The organism is Acidimicrobiia bacterium (genome assembly GCA_041394025.1).
In the GTDB taxonomy this organism is placed as follows: domain Bacteria; phylum Actinomycetota; class Acidimicrobiia; order IMCC26256; family JAOSJL01; genus JAOSJL01.
In genome coordinates this window covers 627,479-648,994 of record JAWKJA010000002.1, presented here as the reverse complement: position 1 = coordinate 648,994, position 21,516 = coordinate 627,479, and the positions used below count along the sequence as shown (strand labels likewise).

The window sequence follows — 21,516 nt, the reverse complement described above, 5'->3', positions numbered from 1 at the left end:
GGTCCTCAGTGGGGAAGGGCGGCCAGGGTCAGGGAGGCGTCGGCCTCCCGGTCGGCGGTGAACGGACCGGGTCGCTGCGCCGTCACAGGATCCGCGGCCACGAGCAGGGCCAGCAGGCTGTCGAGGGTCCCCATCAGGTCCCGCAATTCGCGCGGCGGTGGGAAGTACTCGTGCTCGTCGGTGACGGGGACCGCCTCGACGCCGTCGGCGGGGTCGAGAACGGCGATCACCTCCTCGACGAGCTCCTCGGGAGCGCTGGCGCCGGCCGTGACCCCGACGATGCGTGCGTCGGCGATCGCACCGAGGTCGAGCTCGTCGGCGCCGTCGATGCGCAGCACCGTCTCGCACCCGGCGTCGCGCGCCACCTTGGCGAGCGCCAGCGTGTTCGAGGAGTTGGCGCTCCCGATCACGATGACAGCATCGGAGCGGTCGGCGATCTCACGCAGAGCCGCCTGCCGGTTCGTCGTGGCGAAGCACAGGTCGTCACGCGAGGCGGTCCACAGCTCGGGGAACGCGTCGCGGGAGCGCTCCCGGATCCCCTCCCAGTCGCTCAGTGAGAGCGTGGTCTGTGCCAGCAGGGCGACGCGATCGGGGTCGTCGACGGAGTCGATGACGGCGTCGAGATCTTCCTCGTGTTCCACCAGGCGCATCTGCCCGGGTGCCTCGGCCAGTGTCCCCTCCGCCTCGTCGTGGCCGGCGTGGCCGACGTAGAGGACGGTGTAGCCCTTCCGGGCACGGGTCCGTGCCTCGTGGTGGACCTTGGTGACGAGAGGGCACACGGCATCGACCACGAAGCGGTCCTCGGCACGGGCGGCGGCGACGACCTCGGGTGCCGATCCGTGGGCCGAGAGCATCACGACCCCACCCGGTGGTACGTCGTCGATCGCGTCGACGAAGACGACACCGAGGCGCCGGAACCGGTCGACGACGAGCTGGTTGTGCACGATCTCATGGAAGCAGTAGACGGGCGGCTCGAAGAGCCGGACCATCCAGGCCAGGGCCTTGATCGCCATCTCGACACCGGCGCAGAAGCCGCGCGGTTCGGCGAGCAGAACCTTGTCGGGAGCCACGGGCCGAGGTTACCGGGGAGCCCCGGCGGTCGAGGGACCGTACGCACGGGTCGGGGCGTAGACTGGCGGCCATGTCCACGGCACGCGTCGTGGCGGTGACACCCGGCTCACCGGCGGCAGCCGCCGGTCTTCGGGCGGGTGACGAGATTCTCGCCCTCTGCGGTGAGCCGTTGCGCGACGTCATCGCCTACCAGATCTCCAGCGACGAACCGGAGGTCGCCCTCGAGTACCGACGCGGGGACCGTACAGCCGATGTCCTCGTGTCGAAACCCGCCGGCGCACCGCTCGGTCTCGAGCTCGAGAGCTCGGTGTTCGACCGGGTCCGGACCTGCGACAACCACTGCCCGTTCTGCTTCATCCACCAGCTCCCGCGGGGGATGAGAAGGAGCCTCTACCTGCGCGACGACGACTACCGGCTGTCCTTCCTCTACGGGAACTTCACGACCCTCACCCGTTTCACCGAGGCAGACCTCGAGCGCGTCGTCACCGAGAAGCTCACACCGCTCTACGTGAGCATCCACGCCACCGACCCGGCTCTTCGGGCTCGGCTGCTCCGCAACCCGCGCGGTGCCACGAGCCTGCGCTGGCTCCGTGCGCTCCTCGACGAGGGCGTCGAGGTCCACGGGCAGATCGTCGTGTGCCCGGGAGTCAACGACGGGCCGGCACTCGACGACACCCTGCTCGGGGTGATCGACCGGTATCCGGAGCTGTCGACGCTCGGCATCGTCCCGCTCGGCATCAGCGACCACAGCACCGAGGAGGAGATGCGCGCCCACACCGTCGCCGAGGCGGCCGCCGTGGTCGACACCGTCGAGCGTTGGCAGGCGCGCTACGAGAGAGCGCTCGGTCGTCGCCTGGCCTTCGTGTCCGACGAGTACTACCTGCTCGCACGACGGCCGTTCCCGGCGCTCGACCACTACGAGAGGATCGAGCAGCACGAGAACGGTATCGGCATGGTGCGGACCTTCGAGGCGGAGGTCGAGGCCGCCCTGGTCGGACACGAGGTCGACGTCACGGGCACGAGAGCGGGCTTCTTCGCATGGGCCGACGGCACGGCGGCCCCCGGTTGTGCGGCGACGGCACGTCCCACCGGTCAGTGGCGCGAGATCGACGGCGCACCCGGTGAGGGGTACCGGGCGCCACGGACCGCGACCGACCCGCCGGGTGTCGAGGTCACCCTCACTCCGGGCCGGACGCGCCCGGTGTGGCTCCTCACCGGCTCGTACGGCGCCATGGCCCTGGGCCCGGTGATCGGGAGGCTCGGGAAGCTGAGCGACGTGCCGGTGCGACTGCGGGAGGTCCCGAACCGCTTCTTCGGGGGCAACATCGGTGTGACGGGGCTGCTCACCGGCCGGGACATCGCGTCGGCGCTCTCCGAGGTCCCCGGGAGCGACCGTGTCCTACTGCCCGACGTCGTCCTGTCGGACGACCGGTTCCTCGACGGTTCGACGCTCGCGGATCTGCCGCGGCCGGTGGAGGTCGTGCCGACAGACGGTGCGAGCCTCGTGGGGGCTCTCGGTCTCCGTGCGGCCGCGCGCTGAACGGGACCGGAGCCACCCCGTGCCGCTGCCATCCGGACCGCTGCCGCTCGTCGCCGTCGTCGGCCGCCCGAACGTGGGCAAGTCGACACTCGTCAACCGGGTCGTGGGTCGTCGCACCGCCATCGTGGAGGAGCGCCCGGGTGTCACCCGTGACCGTCGGATCCTCGACGCCGAGTGGGCGGGTGTGGCGTTCCGGATCGCCGACACCGGAGGATGGCTCGACGCCGCGCGTCAGCCGGGGGACCCGTCACCCCTCGTGGCCAGGGTCAGTGAGCAAGCCGAACAGGCGATCGCCACCGCCGACGTCGTGATGCTCGTGGTCGACGGCGTGGTCGGCGTGACCGAGGAGGACGAGCAGGTGGCCCGCCTGCTCCGGAACGCCGATGTGCCGGTGGTGCTGGCGGCCAACAAGGTCGACGGCCACACAGCGGAGCTGGAGCTGTGGCAGTTCTCCCGCCTCGGCCTCGGTGACGCGTTCCCGGTGTCGGCCCTCCACGGCCGCGGGAGCGGGGATCTCCTCGACGCCGTCGTGGCGGCGCTGCCCGCGGAGGGTGGCGGACCTTCGCCGGAGAGCGACGGTCCCGCGGAACCGTCGGGGACCGGGACGCGGGCGGGGGCGACGGCCGAGGAGGCCTCGACGGCGCCGCTGGGCGTCGCTGTCGTCGGCCGTCCCAACGTGGGCAAATCGACTCTCTTCAACCGACTGGTGGGGGAGGAGCGCACGATCGTGCACGACGAGCCGGGAACCACCCGCGACGCGGTCGACACCCTGGTGGAGACGCCCGAAGGTGTCATCCGCTTCGTCGACACCGCCGGGATGCGCCGGCAGGCCCGTGTCGATCACGGGACCGAGCACTACAGCGTGCTGCGGACCCTCGAGGCCGTCGACCGCGCCGACGTGGCACTTCTCGTGGTCGACGCCTCCGAGGGTGTGACACATCAGGACCAACGCCTCGCCGAGCGCATCGACGCGGCCGGCACCGCCGTCGTGATCGTGTGCAACAAGTGGGATCTCGTGTCCGGCGAACAGCGGGACCAGGTGCTCGTGGACGTCGCCGACCGCCTCGGCTTCCTCGCCTACGCGCCCGTGCTGCGGACGTCGGCCACGACGGGCTCGAAGGTGTCGTCCATCCTGCCGGCTCTCCGCCAGGCCGAGGACGCCTACCGGTCCCGGGTACCCACCGGAGAGCTGAACCGGGTGATCACCGACGCGCAGCGCAGGCACCCGCCGCCGGCCCGGGGTCGGCGGCGGCCCCGCGTGCTCTATGCCACACAGGGAGCGAGCGAGCCCCCGACCTTCACGCTGTTCGCCTCGGGGCGGCTCCCCGCGACGTACCTGCGCTACCTCGAGCGCCGCATCCGGGAGGCCTTCGACATGGGCCCGACACCTCTCAAGATCAGGGTGCGAGTGAAGAGCGACTGACCCGGGGGTGCGAGACTCGCGTCATGCCTTGGTGCCTGACGTGCGACCGGTACCTCTCGCCGTCGACCGTCAACGCCGACGGCACCTGCAGGACCTGCGGGAAGCCCGTCGAGACCGCCGACGTCGTGGAAGCCGGTCGTACGCTCAGGAGCCGCGAATCCGGCGCGGGCGACGACAAGCCCGAGAGTGACGACGACAGGGTTCCGCTTCCCTGGCACCTGTGGGCGCTCCTCGCCGCACTTGTCATCTACCTCGGCTTCCGGTTCTGGCAGGGAGTCGAGGCGCTGTGGAACTGGGCGCTCTGACCGGGGCGAGGAGCAGGTGTCGGTCTACACTCCGCACCGGCGCGCGAGCGCCGGAGCGGGCTGTGGCGCAGCTTGGTTAGCGCGTTGGTCTGGGGGACCAAAGGTCCGGGGTTCAAATCCCCGCAGCCCGACCCAGAGTCCGAGATGGTGCGAACGTGTTGCCTCTCGCATCAGGAACGTACCAACCCGCCGAGAGCCGGGGAGAGCCGCGTCAGGCCCGGTCGTCGTCCCGATTCGGCTCCCGGCCGATCTCCACCGGGGTGGCGGAGGGTCCCGACGCGGCGTCCCGAAGGAGCTTCTGCGCAGCCGCCACGGAATCGTCGGCTTCGCCGGCCTCCGCCTCATCGAGGTGGTCACACACCACGTCCTCGACGGCGCAGACGATGTCGTTCCACTCCGCGTCGTCCTGGCGGATGATCGTCACGAAGTCGTTGACACCGAAGACGCTCTCGACACCGTCGATCCCCAGGAGAGCCGCCTCGAACGGGTCCTCCGGCTCGTCGCCCTGCTTCGACTCCAGGCCACGGGGAAGTGCCACGTCGAGGGTGAACTTCATGGCGTTGGGATTGGGGGTGCGCGTGGCGCGAACGGAGACCATCACCGAACAGGTTGGCAGTCGGCAGAGCCCTGCTCCAGCCGGGATGGCGTGCCGGGTGCTACGCCACGACCTCGACGGGTGTGCCCAAGGGGACGCCGATCTCCTCGACCATGCGGACGATGGCGTCGTTGGGCAGGCGGATGCAACCGTGGGACACGTCGGTGCCGATGGACGACGGGTCGTTGTTTCCGTGGATGCCGATGACTCCATCGCCGCCGTTGAAGGTCTCGAACGTGTTCGAGAACCCCGACAGCCCGTAGGCGTACGGCCCGTACACCGTCCCGGGCTCCGGTGGCTGGAGGAGCTCCTTGATGTAGAAGCGCCCCCCGGGGGTCGGCGCATTGCCGCGTCCGACTCCGACGGGCTCGGAGAGCACCACCTCGTCGCCGTCGTAGAGCGTGATCGTGTGGGCGCCGAGCTCCACGGTGATGTGGAAGTCGTTGCCCGCCAGCTCGACGTCCGACGCCCGGATCCAGCCCGTCGTCCCGTTCGGGCGCACGGGGAGCAGTACCTGGAGCCACCCGTCGTCGCGCTCCTCGTCGACGAGGAACACGAGCGGCCCACCCACCTCGGTCGGGTTCGTCAGGGTGCGGCTCGGTGCGGGGGCGTCGGGCTCGTCGAAGACCCGGACCTCCGGAACTGTCGCGGTGGCGACGAGGCTCCTGAACTCGTGCGGTGCCTCGGTCGGGACCGGCGCGGTGGTGACCTCGGGCGTGGGGGCAGGGGCCGGCGACGACGCGGAACCGTCGGTTCCACCGCCCGAGCACGCGGCACCGACACCACCGAGGGCTCCGAGCGCGACCGCGACAGCGAGGACGGCGTGGGGGCGTGGTCTCCTGGAGCGCATCCCGGCGAGGCTACCGACGATGCGGTCGGCGCCGGGATCGGTGCCGACCGGTCGCATGCCGTCGACGCGGCGCGAAGCGGGCGAGGATCAGGAGTTCTCCGGTACCTTCGCTACGCTCGGCAGCCATGAGCCGGCGAGCGAGGGGGAGCAGCCGCGTCCTGACCGTGCCGAACGTGATCACGGCGGTGCGCCTCGCTTTCGTGCCCGTGTTCCTCTGGCTCCTGCTCGCCGAGGACGAACGCGTTGCCGCCGCGATCCTGCTCGGCATCCTGGGTGCGACCGACTGGGTCGACGGCTGGATCGCCCGCACCTTCGACCAGGAGTCGGAGCTCGGCCGGATCATCGATCCTGTCGCCGACCGGGTGCTCCTCTTCTCTGCCGTGATCGGCCTCTATGTCGACGGAACGGCGCCACGGTGGATTCTGCTCCTCGTCTTCATCCGCGAGGTCTTCGTGACGACCGCCACCGTCGGCCTCGCCGCCGCCGGGGCGCGGCGGATCGATGTCACGTGGGTGGGCAAGGCGGGGACCTTCGCGCTCATGTTCGCGCTGCCGATGTTCCTCCTGGCCGACTCCACGGGCTTCATTCCCGGCGTCTGGGAGTTCGGGGCGTGGTGCTTCGCCATCGGGGGACTGCTCCTCAGCTGGTGGGCACTCATCCGCTACATCCCGATCGGCCGCGAAGCTCTCCGGGAGGGCCGCGCTGCGCGCGACGGCGTAGGGTCGGGGCCATGAAGGCCGTGATCATGGCGGGTGGTGAGGGAACGCGCCTGCGACCGCTCACGAGCACCCAACCCAAGCCGATGATGCCCCTGGCGAACAAGCCGATGATGGAGCACATCGTCAACCTGCTCACCCAACACGGCCTCGACGACGTCGTCGTGACGGTCGCCTACCTCGCCAACCAGATCCGCACCTACTTCGGTGACGGCTCGGAGCACGGTGTCCGGATGCGCTACGCCACCGAGGAGTCACCACTCGGGACCGCCGGATCCGTGCGCAACGCCTCGGCAGAGCTCGACGACACCTTCCTCGTCATCTCCGGTGACGTCCTCACCGACATCGATCTCACTGCCACACTGAAGGCACATCGGGATTCCGGAGCCGACGCCACGATCGCCCTGAAGAGGGTCGACAACCCCCTCGAGTTCGGGATCGTCATCACCCGCGACGACGGCTCCATCGAGCGATTCCTCGAGAAGCCCGGCTGGGGCCAGGTGTTCTCCGACACGATCAACACGGGTATCTACGTTCTGGAGCCGCGGATCTTCGACTTCATCCCCGAAGGCGAGGTGGTCGACTTCTCGGGCGATGTGTTCCCGAAGATGCTGGAGCAGGGCCTGTCCATCCACGGTCACGTGATGGGCGGCTACTGGGAGGACGTCGGGACCCTGGAGGCCTATCTCCGGGCGCACACGGACGTCCTCGACGGTGCCGTCGCGGTCGACATCGGCGGCTTCCGCATCAGCGAGAACGTCTGGCTGGGCGAGGGCTCCGACATCGATCCCCGGGCACGTGTCGACGGCCCGGTCGTGATCGGCGACAACTGCACCATCGAGTCGGGTGCACACCTGCGCGAGTACACCGTGCTCGGAACCGACGTCGTCGTCAAGCACGACGCGTTCCTGGAGCGCAGCGTGGTGCACGACCACAGCTACCTGGCGCCCTCGGTCCGGCTACGCGGTGCCGTGGTCGGACGCTCCACCGACATCCGCCAGGGAGTCCAGGCCGAGGAGGGCGTGGTGCTCGGCGACGAGACGTTCGTCGGCGACGGCGCAGTGATCAACCCGGGCGTGAAGATCTTTCCCTTCAAGTCCGTCGACGCGGGCGCTGTCGTCACGTCGTCGATCGTCTGGGAGAGCCACGGGGCCCGCACCCTGTTCGGCCCTCGGGGAGTACGTGGCCTGGCCAATGTCGACATCACACCCGAGGTCGCCGTCCGTCTCGCCGGTGCCTACGGGACGTCGCTGAAGAAGGGTTCCGTTGTCACGGTCAGTCGTGACACCAGCCGTGCGGCGCGGTCACTCAAGCGCGCGGTCATCTCGGGTCTCAACATGGCGGGCGTGCGGGTCGAGGACCTCGAGCTCGCCCCCGTGCCTCTCACGAGGTTCCACGTACGCAGTGAACGTGCCCAGGGGGGTATCACTCTCCGGTTGGCCCCCGGTGATCCGAACAGCGTGGAGATCCGCTTCTTCGACGCCGGTGGGCGCGACATGTCCGAGGCGGCGCAGCGAAAGATCGAGCGTCTGTTGTCGCGGGAGGACTACCGGCGGGCGTTCGCCGGCGACATCGGTGACATCGTCTTCCCGCCTCGCGCGTTCGAGTACTACACGGCTGCGCTGGAAGAGGCCGTCGACGCCCCGGCCCTTCGCGACCGGGGCTTCAAGGTCGTCCTCGACTACAGCTTCGGAGCGTCGTCGATCGTGATGCCGAACGTGCTGGCGAAGATCGGCGCGGAAGTGCTCGCCGTCAACCCGTACGCGAGCACGGCGCCGGCGCTCGCCGCCGTCGACGACGAGGCCCGCATCCCGTTCCTCGAGGATCTCGTCCGGACGTCGGGGAGCGATCTCGGCCTGATCCTCGACCCTGACGGCGAAACAGCGACGGTGGTCGACGACCGCGGTCGGTCCCTGACGAACACCGAGGCGATGCTGGCACTGGTGTCGCTCGTGAGCTCCACGATGAACGATGCCCGAATCGTGCTCCCGGTGTCGGTGAGCAGCCACGCCCGGCGGATCGCCGAGGAGAACGGCGCCGAGGTCGTGTGGACCAAGTTGGCGCAGTCCGCGGTGACCGCGCTCGCCGACCGCGGGAACATCGACCTGGCGGTCGCTCCCGACGGCGGCTTCATCTGGCCCGAGTTCCTCCCGGCGTCCGACGCGACGGCCACGCTCGCCAAGCTGCTCGATCTCCTGCGCGCCGCGGGGTGCCGGCTCTCGGATGTGGTCAACGGGCTTCCCGCCGTCCACGTCGTACGTGACGAGGTTCCCACGCCGTGGGAGAGCAAGGGTGCGGTGATGCGGGCGATGATCGAGCGGACCAAGGACCGGGAGGTCCAACTCGTCGACGGCGTGAAGGTCTTCCACGACGACGCGTGGGCGCTCGTCCTTCCCGACCCCGAGGAGCCGCTGACCCACGTGTGGGCGGAGGCGACATCGGAGCAGGAGGCACAGCAGCTCGCCCAGGAGTACGCCCGGCGCATCCGGCAGTCGATGCGCTGATCCCTGCGTCACCCCGCCTTCAGCTCCGGAGCCTGTTGGTACGCTCCGAGCAGATCGCGGAAGGGGGCCGACGTGAGATCTCGGGCGACGCTGGCGGCTGTGCTGGCACTGCTCGGGTTCCTCCTCGTCCTGGCGCTCACCACCGAACCGCCCCGGCGTGAGGGAGCGGAGTCCCGCCGCTCGCAGCTGATCGACCTCATCGAGACGCGCCGGGAGGAGATCGACGATCTCGATGCCCGGGTGGCGAGCCTCCGCAACGAGGTCACGTCGGCTCAGGACGAGGTGGCGGCAGCAGGCGACGACGAGGCGCGGGAACGTCGGGAGAAGCTCCAGGATGCCGCCGGCCTCACGTCCCGGTCCGGCTCGGGTCTGCGCATCACGCTCGACGATCCGCCACCGGAGCTCGTCACGGATCCCCGTGCCGCTCCCTTCCAGATCATCGACCGCGATCTCCAGCGCCTCGTCAACGCCCTGTGGGCCGCCGGTGCCGACGCCGTGTCGATCGGCGGTGAGCGTCTGGTCGCCACCAGCGCCATACGGAACGGCGGTGACACCATCACCGTGAACTTCCGACCCCTCGCTCCGCCCTACGAGATCATCGCCCCGGGTGCCGACGTCGATGCCCTCGAGGGATCGCACATCGCACGCGACTTGCACCGCTGGACGGAGCGCTACGGGGTGACCTTCGATGTGGAGGTCGCCGGCGATCTCGAGGTACCCGGCTACCAGGCCCGGACCCGCTTGCAGTACGCGACCCCGATCGCCTCCGGGGAGCGTCGCCCGTGAACGACCGGTCCCGACAGGGAGGTGTCACGTGGCGGCGTTGATCGGTCTCGTCGTCGGCGCGGTCCTCGCGCTCGTCTTCCAGCCGACGGTGTCGCCCGAGCAGTCACGGTTCCTGGCTGTGATCGTGGTCGCGGCGCTCGATGCGGCCTTCGGTGGGATCCGCTCGATGCTCGACAAGACGTTCTCTGATCGCGTCTTCGTCGTGTCGTTCGCCTCGAACGCTGCTCTGGCCGTCGGTCTCGTGTGGATCGGTGATCAACTCGGCGTCAACTTCGTCACGGCTGTTGCCGTCGTGTTCGGGATCCGGATCTTCCAGAACATGTCCGCGATCCGACGGCGGATCTTCGGAGGCTGAGCGTGAGTGTGTCCGACAGGATCGGCCCCCTGCTCCTGCCGGTCGTCGCCGCGATCATGGGTTTCGTGCTCGTCAGCCAGGTGAGCACGACCGACGACCTCACCGAGCAGCTGGAGGCGGAGAGCGAGACCGACCTCACGACGATCTTCGCGCGACTCAACGAGGAGAGCGCGGCGTTGCAGACCGAGTTGACCGATCTCCGGATCCAGCTCCAGACCCTCGAGTCGTCGGCCGAGCAGGACGCGCTGGCACGCGCCGCCGCGGAGGCCGAGCTCTCACAGCTCGAGATCCTCGCGGGAACCGTCGGCGCGCGGGGACAGGGCATCGTGGTGCGAATCGAGGACCCCGAGGGCGTCCTCGAGCCCGGTGACATGCTGGACCTGATCCAGGAACTGCGCGACGCCGGCGCCGAGGCCATCGCCGTCGCCGACCAGAGGGTCGGTGTCGCCACGAGTTTCGCCGGTCGTGCAGGCAGCGTCACGATGGACGGGACAACGCTGCCGGCGTCGTTCGAGGTTCTCGCCATCGGGGACCCGGCGACCCTCGAGGGTGGCCTCGCGATCCGGGGTGGCGCGCTCGAGCTCCTCGAGGCCGGCGGCGACCTCGCGGTGGCGGTTTCCGCTCAGACGGAGGTGGAGGTCCCCCCGCTACGCTGAGGTCCCGACCACCGTCACGAGAGGCAGACATGGAGTTCCCCGACGATGTGCGCTACACGACCGAGCACGAGTGGGTCCGACTCGACGGCGGGACCGCCCGCGTCGGGATCACCGACTACGCGCAGGACTCCCTGGGCGACGTCGTGTTCGTGGACCTCCCCGACGAGGGTCTCGACGCCGTCGCGGGGGCGTCCGTGTGTGAGGTGGAGTCCACCAAGGCCGTGTCGGAGATCTACGCCCCGGTGACCGGAGAGATCACGGCGGTCAACGCCGCGCTCGACGACACACCGGAGCTGCTCAACACGGATCCCTTCGGCGAGGGCTGGATCTTCGAGATGGCCCCCTCGGACACGGCCGAGGTCGAGTCGCTCCTGGACGCCTCGGCATACAGGGCGCACACGGAGTCATAGGGAGCCACGGTGCGCGTCACCCTCACGGTGAACCTCAGGTCGAGAGCATCGTTGCCGCCCGGGGAGGCCCTCGGTAGCCTGGGTCCGTGATCTGCACGGCGTGTGGCCACCAGAACGACGCAGGGTCGAACTTCTGCTCCTCGTGCGGCGCCGCAATGCCCCAGGACGTCGACGACACGACGGTCAACCTCCCGGCCCTCGACCCCGATGGGGAGCCGGGCGGGCCGGCCCTCGACGAGTTGAGCGCCGGAACGGGGATGCTGGTCGTGCGGCGGGGTCCCAACGCCGGGAGCAAGTACCTGCTCGACACCGATGCCACCACCGCCGGGCGCCATCCCGACTCCAACATCTTCCTCGACGACATCACCGTGTCGCGGCGCCACGCCACCTTCGTGCACACCGACGACGGCTATGAGGTCCGCGACGCCGGATCGCTCAACGGCACATACGTGAACCGGGAACGGGTCGACGCCGCCTCCCTCCACAGCGGCGACGAGGTGCAGATCGGTCGCTTCGCTCTCGCCTTCTACGTCGGGGAGGAGTGAGCGCCGTGCCGGAGGAGGCGACGGCGGACCACCTGTCGATCGGTGAGGTCCTGTCACTGCTCCGGGAGGAGTTCCCCGACGTCACGATCTCCAAGATCCGGTTCCTGGAGAGCCAGGGGCTGATCGATCCGGAGCGCACGCCGTCGGGCTACCGGAAGTTCTACACCGTCGACATCGAGAGACTGCGGTGGGTGCTTCTCCAACAGCGCGACAACTATCTCCCGCTGAAAGTGATCAAGGGGCGTCTCGAGGAGCACGGACCGTCCGCCCCCGACGCCTCGACCGACGACGGGCCGACGAGCGGCGGCAGATCCCCGGGGGTCGGTGCAGCAACCCCCGGTTCGGGACGTCGTCCACCCGACGAGCTCCCGTTCGCCGACATCGACGTCCCGTCGACGGCCGCCGAGGACCTCGGCCGTTCGGGGACCGGAGCGTCCATGACGCGAGGTGACCTGGCGGCCGCCGCAGGTCTCGACGAGGCCGAGGTCGAGGAGCTCGAGTCGTTCGGCCTCATTCGCCCGGTCGTGGCCGACGACGACGCTCCGGTCTACGACGAGCAGTCCCTGGTGATCGTGCGGGCGGCAGCGGCGTTCGCCGAGCACGGCGTCGAACCCCGCCACCTCCGGATGTACCGCCACTTCGCCGATCGTGAGGCCGCGCTCTTCGAGCAGGTTCTACTCCCGTACCTTCGCCAGAGGAACCCCGAGGCGCGCGCCAGGGCGCAGGAGGGCATGGCGGAACTCGCAGCGCTCGGGCGCGACCTGAGACTGGCCCTTCTGCGGGAGGCGGCGGTTCGGACGCTGCCGGAGGCGTGAGCGTCTCCACGCTGCTCACCGCCGACGACATCGCGGCACACGTCAGGCGCCTGGGCGCGGAGATCGAGCGTGATCACCCCGATGGAGTCGTCTTCGTGGGCGTGATGAAGGGGGCTCTGATCTTCCTGGCGGACCTGGTCCGCGCTGTGGGCGACGTTCCCGTGGAGGTCGATTTCCTGGCAATATCCCGGTACGAGCCCGACTCCGGGCGTGTCCGCCTGCTCCAGGACGTCGCCCTCGATCTCACCGGGCGTGACGTCGTGGTCGTGGAGGACATCGTCGACACGGGTCTGACGCTGTCGTACCTCCTGAACCACCTGCGGGAGCTCGGTGCACGGCGGGTGGAGGTGTGCACGCTCCTCGACCGGACCGGTCGGCGCATCGTTCCGCACGACATCCGCTACCGCGGTCTGGAGATCGACGACGTCTACGTGCTGGGCTACGGCCTCCACCGTGCCGACCTGTTCCGGAACCTCCCGGTGGTCGTCACCGTGGATCGCGACGACCTGACGGCGCGGACCGAGGACTACGTCCGCCGGTGGTACGGAAGCAACGACGCGGACCCGCCCTGAGCGGCGAGCCGCGATCGCCGGAATCCGGCCGATGGTAGGATCGCCCCGCGTCGGGAGGATGCCGTGATTCCGTTGTCGCTGGTCGGTGTGCGAGTCGAGGTTCCCACGAACCAGCCGATCGTCCTGCTCCGCGAGGAGGAGGGCAACAGGCATCTCCCCATCTTCATCGGCCCGCCCGAGGCGACGGCCATCGTCTACGCCCTCCAGGGCATGGACACTCCGCGGCCCATGACGCATGACCTCTTCACCTCCGTACTGAGTGATCTGGGGACGACACTGCACCGTGTCGTCATCACCGAGCTCCAGGAGGGCACGTTCTTCGCCGAGCTCGAGTTCCAGCGCGGCGACGAGACCTTCCGCGTCTCGTCGCGTCCCTCCGACGCGATCGCTCTCGCCGTCCGCCAGGAGGGCGACGTCCCGATCGTCGCTGCGCCCGCCGTGCTCGAGGAAGCCGGTGTTGAGTTCGAGAGTGAGGACGAAGACGAGCAGGTCGAGGAGTTCCGGGAGTTCCTCGACACTGTGACGCCGGAGGACTTCGCCCAGTAGTGGAAGCCCGCAGACGCATCAGGACCGGCGTCCTGCTCCTCTTCACGATCGCCGTGATCGGCACCTCGTGGTTCTGGCTGGCCGAGGGCTGGTCCTTCATGGACTCCCTCTACATGACGGTCGTGACCGTCTCGACGGTCGGATTCTCCGAGATCCGCCCGCTCGACGGCTCCGGCCGGCTCTTCACGGTGTTCCTCATCGTCTTCGGCGTCGGCGCGGTTCTCTACTCGCTCGCCGCTGTGTGGGCGGAGGTCCTCGAGAGCGAACTCTTTCACGTCGGAAGGCGACGCATGCAACGACAGATCTCGAAACTCGAAGGGCACACCGTGCTGTGCGGCTACGGTCGGGTCGGGCGAACGATCGCCTCGATCCTGTGCGAGAGCGGCCCCGTCGTCGTCGTGGACACCCAGGAGGTCCGCTGTGACGAGGCGGTCGACGCCGGCTATCTCGCTGTCCACGGTGACGCCACCGACGACGCCGTCCTCGACCGGGCCGGCCTTCCCCGCGCTGCGATCCTGATCGTGAGCCTCGAGTCCGACGGTGACGCCATCTCGGTGGCGTTGTCGGCACAGGCGCAGAACCCCGACCTCCACGTCGTGGCGCGGGCCAACGCCGCCCACAACGAGGCGAAGCTCGCTCAGGCGGGGGTCGACCACGTGGTGAACCCTCTCGAAATCGGCGCCAAGAGGATCGCCGCGTTCGCGCGGCAACCCGCTGTGGCCGACTTCATCGACGTCGCCATGCACGGCGGATCTCTCGAGTACAGCCTCGAGGAGATGGTGGTCCCCGACAACTCGCCGATCGACGGCCTCGCCCTGTCGGACGCACGCATCCGCACCGCCAGTGGGGGAGCGCTCGTTCTGGCGCTGCGGGACGCGCAGGGCACGTTCCACTCGAACCCCGCGCCGCGGACGCCCCTGCGGGCGGGCACGACGATGATCGTGATCGGCACCACGGCGCAGCACGCCGCCCTGGGGGAGTACCTCCGTACCGGCACCGTCCCGGGGAACGTTGACGAAACGGCCCCGGAGGGGTAGCGTCCACGTAACTACACGCGTGTTACTCGCGCTCCAGTGCCGTGTCCGCCGCACAGGGTCGGCACAACGCCACGTTGCGTAGCAAAAATGACCACGCGTAGCAGGGGGACCATGGACACCGACCAACCCGAACTCGACCTGTCCGACCCGGTCGGCGCCGCCGCCGGCGAGGGTTTCGGCGGCCCGAAGGTGTGCGACATCGTCGGCATCTCCTACCGGCAGCTCGACTACTGGGCGCGCACCGACCTGATCCGCCCGTCCATCGCCGATGCCGCGGGGAGCGGCACACAGCGCCGCTACTCCTACCGCGACCTCGTCGAGCTGAAGGTCGTCAAGAGCCTCCTCGACGCCGGGGTGTCGCTCCAGAGTGCGCGCAAGGCCGTCGCGTACTTCCGCGAGCACGTCGAGCGCGACCTCGCCACTGCGAGCCTGGTGATCGACGGGAAGAACTCGGTCGTCACGCGCAGCGGCGACGACCTGCTCGACCTCGTACGGCAGGGACAGGGTGTCCTGAACATCGTGCCGATCGGCTCCATGGTCGACGAGCTCGACGCCCAGATCGTCGAACTCGTCCCCGGGCCGTCGGCCGACCACCGCGCCTCCCCGCGCCCCGACGACGGGGTCACGCCCTCTCGGGCGGCGGGAGCGGAGGACTGACACATCGACACGGAGCGCCTCCCACACGAGGACGTGCGTTTCGCGCACAACTCCGAGCGCCAGTTCGCGAAGCTGCTCGACTTCTACAACATCAGCTGGGAGTACGAGCCGCGTACGTTCACGCTGGAGCATGATTCCGAAGGCAACCCGGTCCAGGCGTTCTCTCCCGACTTCTACCTCCCCGAGCACGACCTCTTCATCGAGATCACGACGCTGAACCAGAAGCTCGTCACCAGGAAGAACCGGAAGGTGCGGCGACTGCGTGAGCAGTATCCCGAGGTAAACGTGAAGATCTTCTACCAGCGCGACTATCTCCACCTCCTCGTGAAGTACGGACTGGAGCCTCCGTCCCAGCTCGAGGACCATCCGACGCTGCGCCCCGTTTCCGATGCTCCGGGCCTCGACCTCGGCCCGCGGGTTCGCGAGGCGGGATCTGCGTGACGGGATCGGCTCACCACAGCCCGCTGGAAGCCAGACACCGTGGTCTCGGCGCGAAGCTCGTCGACTTCGCGGGGTGGGACATGCCGATCGACTACGGGAGTGTTCTCGACGAGCACCGGCGCTGCCGCGAGGACGTCGTCGTGTTCGACGTCTCGCACCTCGGGACCGTCAGCGTCAACGGGCCGGGGGCGTTCGAGGCTCTCCAGTGGCTGCTCACCAACGACCTCCGGCGGATCGGCGTCGGGCGCGCCCAGTACACCCATGCCCTCGACCCCGACGACGCCCATGTCGTCGACGACGTCATCGTGTGGTGGCTCGGCGACGAGGACTTCTTCGTGCTTCCCAACGCCGCCAACATGGCCCCCTTCCTGGCTGCTCTGGGAGAGGCGGCCGACAGGGTGCCGGGTGCCTGCGTGTTCGAGGACCTGACCGCCGATCGGGCACTCCTGGCCGTCCAGGGCCCACGGTCGGGCGAGGTCGTGTCGGCGGTTCTCGGCGACGTGGGGCTCCCGGGTCACTTCGGTGTCGCCCGTACGTCGTGGGATGGCGCCGACGTCGTGGTGGCCGGTACGGGCTACACGGGCGAGGACGGCGTCGAGATCCACGTGCCCGCCGCGAACGCGGGCGCGCTCTGGGATGCTCTGCTGGCGGAGGGCGCGAGCCCCGCGGGCCTCGGCGCCCGTGACACGCTTCGCCTCGAGATGGGTTACCCACTGCACGGCCACGAGCTCGGTGAGGGGATCACACCCCTCCAGGCCCGGCTGGGCTGGGTGGTCGGCTGGGACAAGGTGGACTTCCGCGGGCGTGAGGCCCTGGCACGCGAGCGCGAGAGCGGCCCGGCCCGTCTCCTGTTCGGCCTGTCCCTCGACGGGCGCCGGTTCCCCCGTGAGGGCTACACCGTTCTGGCGGATCGCGACCCCGACGAGGTGCTCGGAGCCGTCACGAGCGGGAACTTCTCGCCCACGACCGGGCACGGCATCGCCCTGGCCCTGCTGCGCTCCGACGTGGAGGTGGGCGACGGCGTCGCCGTCGACATCCGAGGGAGGGCCACCCCGGCCACGGTGGTGGACCCACCCTTCATCGAGCGCTGAGGAGCCGGGCGCACCCGGGCCGGGCCCGGAGCGTTGGAGAGGGTGGCGCCGGGTCCGCGATGATGAAGCCCGGTGCCGTCGCCTCACCGCAACCACGGGGCGCGCAGTGCCGGACCGAGACAGGCGCGACGAGAGGGCGGACGCCGAGTGGGCCACTACGTTCCCCACACCGACGACGAGATCAGGGCGATGCTGGCATTCTGCGGGCTCGACTCACTCGATGACCTCTACGCACACATTCCGGAGGCTGTGCGCCTCGCAGGTGGTCTCGACATGGTCGACGGGCTCGCCGAAGCCGACGCCTCGGCCGGCCTGGCCGCCATGGCCGGCCACAACCGAACCGCGGCGAACGACCTCGTGTCGTTCGCCGGGTACGGCGCCTACGAGCACGAGCTCCCCGCAGCCGTCCCGGCTCTCATGATGCGTTCGGAGTTCGTCACCTCCTACACGCCGTATCAGCCGGAGCTGTCGCAGGGTGTGCTCCAGGCCCTCTTCGAGTACCAGACGATGGTGGCCTCGCTCTACGGGCTCGAGATTGCCAACGCCTCGCTCTACGACGGTGCCTCGGCGGCGGTGGAGGCACTCAACCTGGCGGCTGCGGCCACGAAACGGCGCACGGTCTGGGTGTCCGAGGGTGTCCACCCCAATGTCCGCGAGGTCATCGCGACACTCACCGGTCCACGGCTCGATATCCGTCCCGCACCGCTCGTCAACGGCGTGACCGTGTGGCCCGACGACCTCGGCGAGCCGGCCGCACTCCTGGTGGGCCACCCCAACGCACTCGGGGCCCTGGAGGACGTGCCGGCTGCGGCGGCACTCGCTCACGACGCCGGCGCGCTGCTGGTGGCCTCCGCCGACCCCGTCGCCGCCGGTGTGCTGCGCTCCGCCGGTGGTCAGGGCGCCGATGTGGCGGTGGGGGAGGGTCAGCCCTTCGGTACACCGCTCGGGCTCGGTGGCCCCTACCTCGGACTGTTCGCCTGCCGCGACGCCCCCTGGGTGCGGCGCTGGCTCCCGGGGCGCCTCGTCGGCGAGACCGTCGACGCGAACGACCGCCGGTCGTACGTGCTCACGCTCTCGACGCGCGAGCAGCACATCCGACGGGAGAAGGCCTCCTCGAACGTCTGCACCAACCAGACCCTGATCGCCGTCGCGGCGGCCATCCACCTCTCGTGGCTCGGGCCGCACGGGCTCCGTGAGCTCGCCACGCGGTGTGTGCGGGGCGCCCACTACGCCAGGGCCCAGCTCCTGGGGATTCCCGGTGTCGAGCCGGCCGTCGGTGCCGACACGCTCTACGAGTTCCCGATCCGCCTCCCGCGACCGGTCACGGAGGTCCTCGACGCCGTGGCCGAGGCCGGCTACCTCGGCGGGGTCGACCTCACGACCGACTTCCCGGACCTGGGTCACACGATGCTGGTGTCCGTCACCGAGACCCGTACCCGCGAGCAGATCGACGGCTTCGCCGCCGCACTGGAGAAGGCCCTCTCGTGACATCTCCGAGCGCACGCAATCGCGACGTTCCGGCCTCCCTGGCTACCCCGAGCGCCGGGCGGGCAGCGTCGACCCCCGTCGCGGGAAAGGCCACCGAGCCCACGATCTTCGAGCTGTCGTCGCCGGGCCGGCGTGCATGGTCGTTCGCCGCCACCGACATCCCCGAGGTCGAGTTGTCGTCGGTCGTGGGGTCGGAGCACCTCGCCGAGGACCTCCCACTCCTCCCGGAGGTGTCCGAACGCGACCTCGTCGCGCACGTGACGCGCCTCAGCTCACGTAACTACTCCGTCGACCACGGCGCCTACCCGCTGGGCTCCTGCACGATGAAGTACAACCCGAAGCTGTGCGACGCCACCACGGCGCTCGCCGGGTTCGCCGGCGCGCATCCCGCCCAGCCCACGAGCCAGATCCAGGGGTGGATGGAACTCCTCGTGGGTCTCGAGGAGAGCCTGTGCGCGGTCACGGGGATGCACGCCGCCACGTTGCAGCCGGCCGCCGGCGCCGCGGGGGAACTCACGGGGCTACTGCTCATGCGGGCCTGGCACGCCGCGCGGGGGCGTCAGCGCTCCAAGGTCCTGATCCCCGACAGCGCGCACGGCACGAACCCCGCGTCGGTCACCCTCGGGGGTTTCGACGTCGTCGAGGTCCCCACCGACGAGCGGGGACTCGTCGATCTCGGGGCCCTGCGGGATCTCGTCGACGAGGACGTCGCCGGCCTCATGCTCACCAACCCGAACACCCTGGGTCTCTTCGAGCGCGACATCCAGGAGATCGCCGCCGTCCTCCATGACGCAGGCTCGCTTCTCTACTACGACGGCGCCAACCTGAACGCCATCCTCGGCGTCGTCCGCCCCGGCGACATGGGCTTCGACATCGTCCACCTGAACCTCCACAAGACGTTCGCCGTCCCCCACGGGGGAGGTGGCCCCGGTGCCGGGCCCGTTGCGGTCTCCGAGCGACTGGCACCGTTCCTGCCGGGCCCACGACCGGAGTTCGACGACGAGAGTGGTCGCTTCGAGTGGACCACGCCGGAGTGCTCGATCGGTCGCATCCACGGATGGCACGGCAACGCGCTCGCGCTGGCCCGCGCGTACGCCTACATCCTCGTGAACGGCGGCGACGGACTGCGCCGGGTGGCCGACGCGGCTGTCCTCAACGCCCGGTATCTCCAGGAACGGCTGCGGGGCGTGTTCGAGTTCCCCTACGACGAACCGTGCATGCACGAGTTCGTGGCGTCGGCGACTCCACTGAAGGCGCGCGCCGACGTGCGGGCGATCGACGTCGCCAAGCGCTTCATCGACGAGGGCTTCCATCCTCCCACGATGTACTTCCCCCTGATCGTCGACGAGGCGCTCATGGTGGAGCCCACCGAGACCGAGAGCCCCCAGACGGTCGAGGCGATGGCGGCGGCATTCGAGCGCATCGTCGCCGAGGCCGACACCGACGGGGGAGAGGCTGCCCGCTCCGCTCCGCACGCCACACCCGTGGGCCGGGTCGACGAGGTGGCGGCCGCCAAGCGGCTCCGGTTGCGCTGGACACCCGAGAACGGAGACGGATCATGAACATCGGCATACTGGGACGAGCAGGGAGCCTCGAGGATCAACTCGCTCACGCGACCGGTGCCGAGGCCGACGGCTTCGCGAGCTGGGCACTCCCGCAGATCATGGCCGAGGACGCTCTCACGACGTTGGCCGTTGCGGGCACCCGCACCGACCGGATCACCCTCGGAACCGCTGTGGTGCCGGTCTACGGACGGCACCCCGCCAACCTGGCCATGCAGGCCACGACGGTCAACGCTGCCACGGGTGGACGGCTGCTCCTCGGTATCGGCCTGTCGCACCAGGTGATGATCGAGGGTGTGTTCGGTATCAGTTTCGACAAGCCTGTCGGCTACCTCAGCGAGTACCTCGACATCCTCTTGCCGGCCATGGCAGGGGAGGTCGTCGACGTGGAGGGTGACCGCAACAGCTTCCACGGAGCGACACAGCCCGTCGCCGCGGCGCCCCCCGTCGTGGTCGCCGCCCTCGGCCCGCAGATGCTCCGCTTGGCGGGCCAACGCACCGACGGGACGATCACATGGATGACGGGTCGCCGAACACTCGGTGACCACACCGTGCCGACGATCACGCAGGCCGCCGCGGAGGCCGGCCGTCCGGCACCGCGGATCATCGTCGGGCTTCCGGTGTGCGTGACCGACGACGTCGACGGTGCCCGGGCCCGCGCGAACGAGCTGTTCGCCATCTACGGCGAGCTCCCGTCGTACCGGGCCATGCTGGACCGGGAGGGAGCAGAGTCACCCGGCGACGTCGCCATCATCGGCGCCGAGGAGTCAGTGGTCGACCAGATCCAGGCTCTGGCGGGGGAGGGCGTCACCGATTTCGGCGCCTCCGAGTTCGCGACCAACGCCGACGAGGCCGCCCGCACCCGCCAGGCGTTGCGTTCACTTCTCTAGGGTCCGGCGATACCCGGTCGGCGGATAGTTGCCGACCGACGATCGATACCTCCACAGAAGCCGTCCGCCCAGCCGAATCCCCTCTGGCTTCTTGCTCCGGGCGTACGGCCCCATGTGGACCGCTACAGCGGCGTCGGGTGGCGAGACAAGAACCCCAAGCGGGCTCGTCGGATCTCCCACGATTCGCACGGCGCCTCCGTCGCATCCCTCGACCGGTCGATAGCGCCGAAATGTCCGACGAATGCTGCTGACGTGGCGGCTGTAGACCGCGGACGCCGGGTCCGCGGCATCCTGGTCGAGGTGCAGCACTGCCTGCCAGGTGGTGCCGTGCCACTCGTTGTAGCCGAACCGGCATCCGCGTTCGACCCACGGATTCGTGGACACCATGTGGCGAATCCCGAGATACCAGTTCCAGGCCCAGTAGCCGACGGCGACGATCCCCCCACCGAACGACATCGGATACCACGCCTTGGGCCAGTCCCAGACGACCAGAGCGACCACGCTGATTCCGATGAAACCCGCCCCGACGACCACGATCCCGACGATCCAGGGAACACACGACCGCAGGAACGCCTGCGCTGCCGGTTCTTCGATCGCGGCCCCTGTGTTCATCGGCATCCAGCCATCATGCCCCATGATCCGGCGGCCGGACGCGAAACGG

At 69.5% G+C, this 21,516-nt stretch carries 24 protein-coding genes and 1 tRNA gene; 21 read left to right on the top strand and 4 right to left on the bottom strand.

Annotated features, from left to right (window positions below):
- Positions 1–5 precede the first annotated feature (5 nt).
- Positions 6–1,070 (bottom strand): 4-hydroxy-3-methylbut-2-enyl diphosphate reductase, encoded by a 1,065-nt coding sequence (ispH, locus tag R3A49_02985; GenBank protein MEZ5169695.1) that lies wholly within the window; start codon positions 1,068–1,070, stop codon positions 6–8.
- A 71-nt stretch (positions 1,071–1,141) separates the two neighbouring features.
- Between ispH and R3A49_02980 the strand changes: the two genes are divergently transcribed.
- The 4 genes from R3A49_02980 (at position 1,142) to R3A49_02965 (ending at position 4,470) form a co-directional block, all read left to right on the top strand.
- A complete protein-coding gene (locus R3A49_02980; protein ID MEZ5169694.1) occupies positions 1,142–2,611 on the top strand; it encodes a DUF512 domain-containing protein in 1,470 nt (489 codons plus the stop codon).
- 19 nt (positions 2,612–2,630) lie between these two features.
- Positions 2,631–4,034 carry a ribosome biogenesis GTPase Der gene (gene der / locus R3A49_02975; GenBank protein ID MEZ5169693.1) on the top strand — a complete coding sequence of 468 codons (1,404 nt, stop codon included), beginning with the start codon at positions 2,631–2,633 and terminating at the stop codon, positions 4,032–4,034.
- A 23-nt stretch (positions 4,035–4,057) separates the two neighbouring features.
- A complete protein-coding gene (locus tag R3A49_02970; protein ID MEZ5169692.1) occupies positions 4,058–4,339 on the top strand; it encodes a hypothetical protein in 282 nt (93 codons plus the stop codon).
- A 56-nt stretch (positions 4,340–4,395) separates the two neighbouring features.
- Positions 4,396–4,470, top strand: a tRNA-Pro gene (locus R3A49_02965).
- Between the two features lie 80 nt (positions 4,471–4,550).
- Here the strand turns inward: R3A49_02965 and R3A49_02960 are convergent.
- Complete coding sequence (locus tag R3A49_02960) at positions 4,551–4,937, bottom strand: NifU N-terminal domain-containing protein (GenBank protein MEZ5169691.1); 387 nt, start codon at positions 4,935–4,937, stop codon at positions 4,551–4,553.
- 58 nt (positions 4,938–4,995) lie between these two features.
- Complete coding sequence (locus R3A49_02955; GenBank protein ID MEZ5169690.1) at positions 4,996–5,841, bottom strand: L,D-transpeptidase family protein; 846 nt, start codon at positions 5,839–5,841, stop codon at positions 4,996–4,998.
- Positions 5,842–5,909: 68 nt separating this feature from the next.
- Here R3A49_02955 and R3A49_02950 point away from each other — a divergent pair, with 68 nt between their 5' ends.
- The 17 genes from R3A49_02950 (at position 5,910) to R3A49_02870 (ending at position 20,855) form a co-directional block, all read left to right on the top strand.
- Positions 5,910–6,518: a CDP-alcohol phosphatidyltransferase family protein gene (locus R3A49_02950; GenBank protein MEZ5169689.1), complete on the top strand. Its 609-nt coding sequence runs from the start codon at positions 5,910–5,912 to the stop codon at positions 6,516–6,518.
- Positions 6,515–9,004, top strand: coding sequence for a mannose-1-phosphate guanyltransferase (locus tag R3A49_02945; protein MEZ5169688.1), 2,490 nt, complete (start codon positions 6,515–6,517; stop codon positions 9,002–9,004). The genes R3A49_02950 and R3A49_02945 overlap by 4 nt, the downstream gene beginning before the upstream one ends.
- Positions 9,005–9,076: 72 nt before the next feature.
- Entirely contained in the window at positions 9,077–9,790 is a 714-nt protein-coding gene (locus R3A49_02940) for a DUF881 domain-containing protein (GenBank protein MEZ5169687.1), read from the top strand.
- A 28-nt stretch (positions 9,791–9,818) separates the two neighbouring features.
- Complete coding sequence (locus R3A49_02935) at positions 9,819–10,145, top strand: small basic family protein (GenBank protein MEZ5169686.1); 327 nt, start codon at positions 9,819–9,821, stop codon at positions 10,143–10,145.
- 2 nt (positions 10,146–10,147) lie between these two features.
- Positions 10,148–10,801 (top strand): DUF881 domain-containing protein, encoded by a 654-nt coding sequence (locus tag R3A49_02930; GenBank protein MEZ5169685.1) that lies wholly within the window; start codon positions 10,148–10,150, stop codon positions 10,799–10,801.
- Between the two features lie 29 nt (positions 10,802–10,830).
- Entirely contained in the window at positions 10,831–11,211 is a 381-nt protein-coding gene (gene gcvH, locus R3A49_02925) for a glycine cleavage system protein GcvH (GenBank protein ID MEZ5169684.1), read from the top strand.
- A gap of 86 nt (positions 11,212–11,297) precedes the next feature.
- Positions 11,298–11,756, top strand: coding sequence for an FHA domain-containing protein (locus R3A49_02920; protein MEZ5169683.1), 459 nt, complete (start codon positions 11,298–11,300; stop codon positions 11,754–11,756).
- The gene (locus tag R3A49_02915; protein MEZ5169682.1) at positions 11,753–12,571 is read left to right on the top strand and encodes a MerR family transcriptional regulator; all 819 of its coding nucleotides are present in this window, start codon (positions 11,753–11,755) and stop codon (positions 12,569–12,571) included. The genes R3A49_02920 and R3A49_02915 overlap by 4 nt, the downstream gene beginning before the upstream one ends.
- Positions 12,568–13,143 (top strand): phosphoribosyltransferase family protein, encoded by a 576-nt coding sequence (locus R3A49_02910; protein ID MEZ5169681.1) that lies wholly within the window; start codon positions 12,568–12,570, stop codon positions 13,141–13,143. The genes R3A49_02915 and R3A49_02910 overlap by 4 nt, the downstream gene beginning before the upstream one ends.
- 63 nt (positions 13,144–13,206) lie before the next feature.
- Positions 13,207–13,689, top strand: coding sequence for a bifunctional nuclease family protein (locus tag R3A49_02905; protein MEZ5169680.1), 483 nt, complete (start codon positions 13,207–13,209; stop codon positions 13,687–13,689).
- On the top strand, positions 13,689–14,726 hold the full coding sequence (locus R3A49_02900; protein ID MEZ5169679.1) for an NAD-binding protein: 1,038 nt from the start codon (positions 13,689–13,691) through the stop codon (positions 14,724–14,726). The genes R3A49_02905 and R3A49_02900 overlap by 1 nt, the downstream gene beginning before the upstream one ends.
- A gap of 111 nt (positions 14,727–14,837) precedes the next feature.
- A complete protein-coding gene (locus tag R3A49_02895) occupies positions 14,838–15,383 on the top strand; it encodes a MerR family transcriptional regulator (protein ID MEZ5169678.1) in 546 nt (181 codons plus the stop codon).
- 33 nt (positions 15,384–15,416) lie between these two features.
- Positions 15,417–15,824, top strand: a complete 408-nt coding sequence (locus tag R3A49_02890; protein ID MEZ5169677.1) for a hypothetical protein — start codon at positions 15,417–15,419, stop codon at positions 15,822–15,824.
- Positions 15,821–16,915 (top strand): glycine cleavage system aminomethyltransferase GcvT, encoded by a 1,095-nt coding sequence (gene gcvT / locus R3A49_02885; protein ID MEZ5169676.1) that lies wholly within the window; start codon positions 15,821–15,823, stop codon positions 16,913–16,915. The genes R3A49_02890 and gcvT overlap by 4 nt, the downstream gene beginning before the upstream one ends.
- A 147-nt stretch (positions 16,916–17,062) precedes the next feature.
- Complete coding sequence (gene gcvPA, locus R3A49_02880) at positions 17,063–18,403, top strand: aminomethyl-transferring glycine dehydrogenase subunit GcvPA (GenBank protein ID MEZ5169675.1); 1,341 nt, start codon at positions 17,063–17,065, stop codon at positions 18,401–18,403.
- Positions 18,400–19,965: an aminomethyl-transferring glycine dehydrogenase subunit GcvPB gene (gcvPB, locus tag R3A49_02875; protein MEZ5169674.1), complete on the top strand. Its 1,566-nt coding sequence runs from the start codon at positions 18,400–18,402 to the stop codon at positions 19,963–19,965. Before gcvPA ends, gcvPB begins: the two co-directional genes overlap by 4 nt.
- Positions 19,962–20,855 (top strand): TIGR03564 family F420-dependent LLM class oxidoreductase, encoded by an 894-nt coding sequence (locus tag R3A49_02870; protein MEZ5169673.1) that lies wholly within the window; start codon positions 19,962–19,964, stop codon positions 20,853–20,855. The genes gcvPB and R3A49_02870 overlap by 4 nt, the downstream gene beginning before the upstream one ends.
- Here R3A49_02870 and R3A49_02865 read toward each other — a convergent pair.
- Positions 20,844–21,473 carry a hypothetical protein gene (locus R3A49_02865; GenBank protein MEZ5169672.1) on the bottom strand — a complete coding sequence of 210 codons (630 nt, stop codon included), beginning with the start codon at positions 21,471–21,473 and terminating at the stop codon, positions 20,844–20,846. The genes R3A49_02870 and R3A49_02865 overlap by 12 nt on opposite strands.
- Positions 21,474–21,516: the final 43 nt, after the last annotated feature.

Bases quoted from the DNA above. Each gene is read 5' to 3' on its own strand.
- R3A49_02980 (MEZ5169694.1), top strand. From the start codon at position 1,142: ATGTCCACGGCACGCGTCGTGGCGGTGACACCCGGCTCACCGGCGGCA.
- R3A49_02970 (MEZ5169692.1), top strand. From the start codon at position 4,058: ATGCCTTGGTGCCTGACGTGCGACCGGTACCTCTCGCCGTCGACCGTC.
- R3A49_02960 (MEZ5169691.1), bottom strand. From the start codon at position 4,937: ATGGTCTCCGTTCGCGCCACGCGCACCCCCAATCCCAACGCCATGAAG.
- R3A49_02955 (MEZ5169690.1), bottom strand. From the start codon at position 5,841: ATGCGACCGGTCGGCACCGATCCCGGCGCCGACCGCATCGTCGGTAGC.
- R3A49_02950 (MEZ5169689.1), top strand. From the start codon at position 5,910: ATGAGCCGGCGAGCGAGGGGGAGCAGCCGCGTCCTGACCGTGCCGAAC.
- R3A49_02945 (MEZ5169688.1), top strand. From the start codon at position 6,515: ATGAAGGCCGTGATCATGGCGGGTGGTGAGGGAACGCGCCTGCGACCG.
- gcvH (MEZ5169684.1), top strand. From the start codon at position 10,831: ATGGAGTTCCCCGACGATGTGCGCTACACGACCGAGCACGAGTGGGTC.
- R3A49_02895 (MEZ5169678.1), top strand. From the start codon at position 14,838: ATGGACACCGACCAACCCGAACTCGACCTGTCCGACCCGGTCGGCGCC.
- R3A49_02870 (MEZ5169673.1), top strand. From the start codon at position 19,962: ATGAACATCGGCATACTGGGACGAGCAGGGAGCCTCGAGGATCAACTC.
- R3A49_02865 (MEZ5169672.1), bottom strand. From the start codon at position 21,473: ATGCCGATGAACACAGGGGCCGCGATCGAAGAACCGGCAGCGCAGGCG.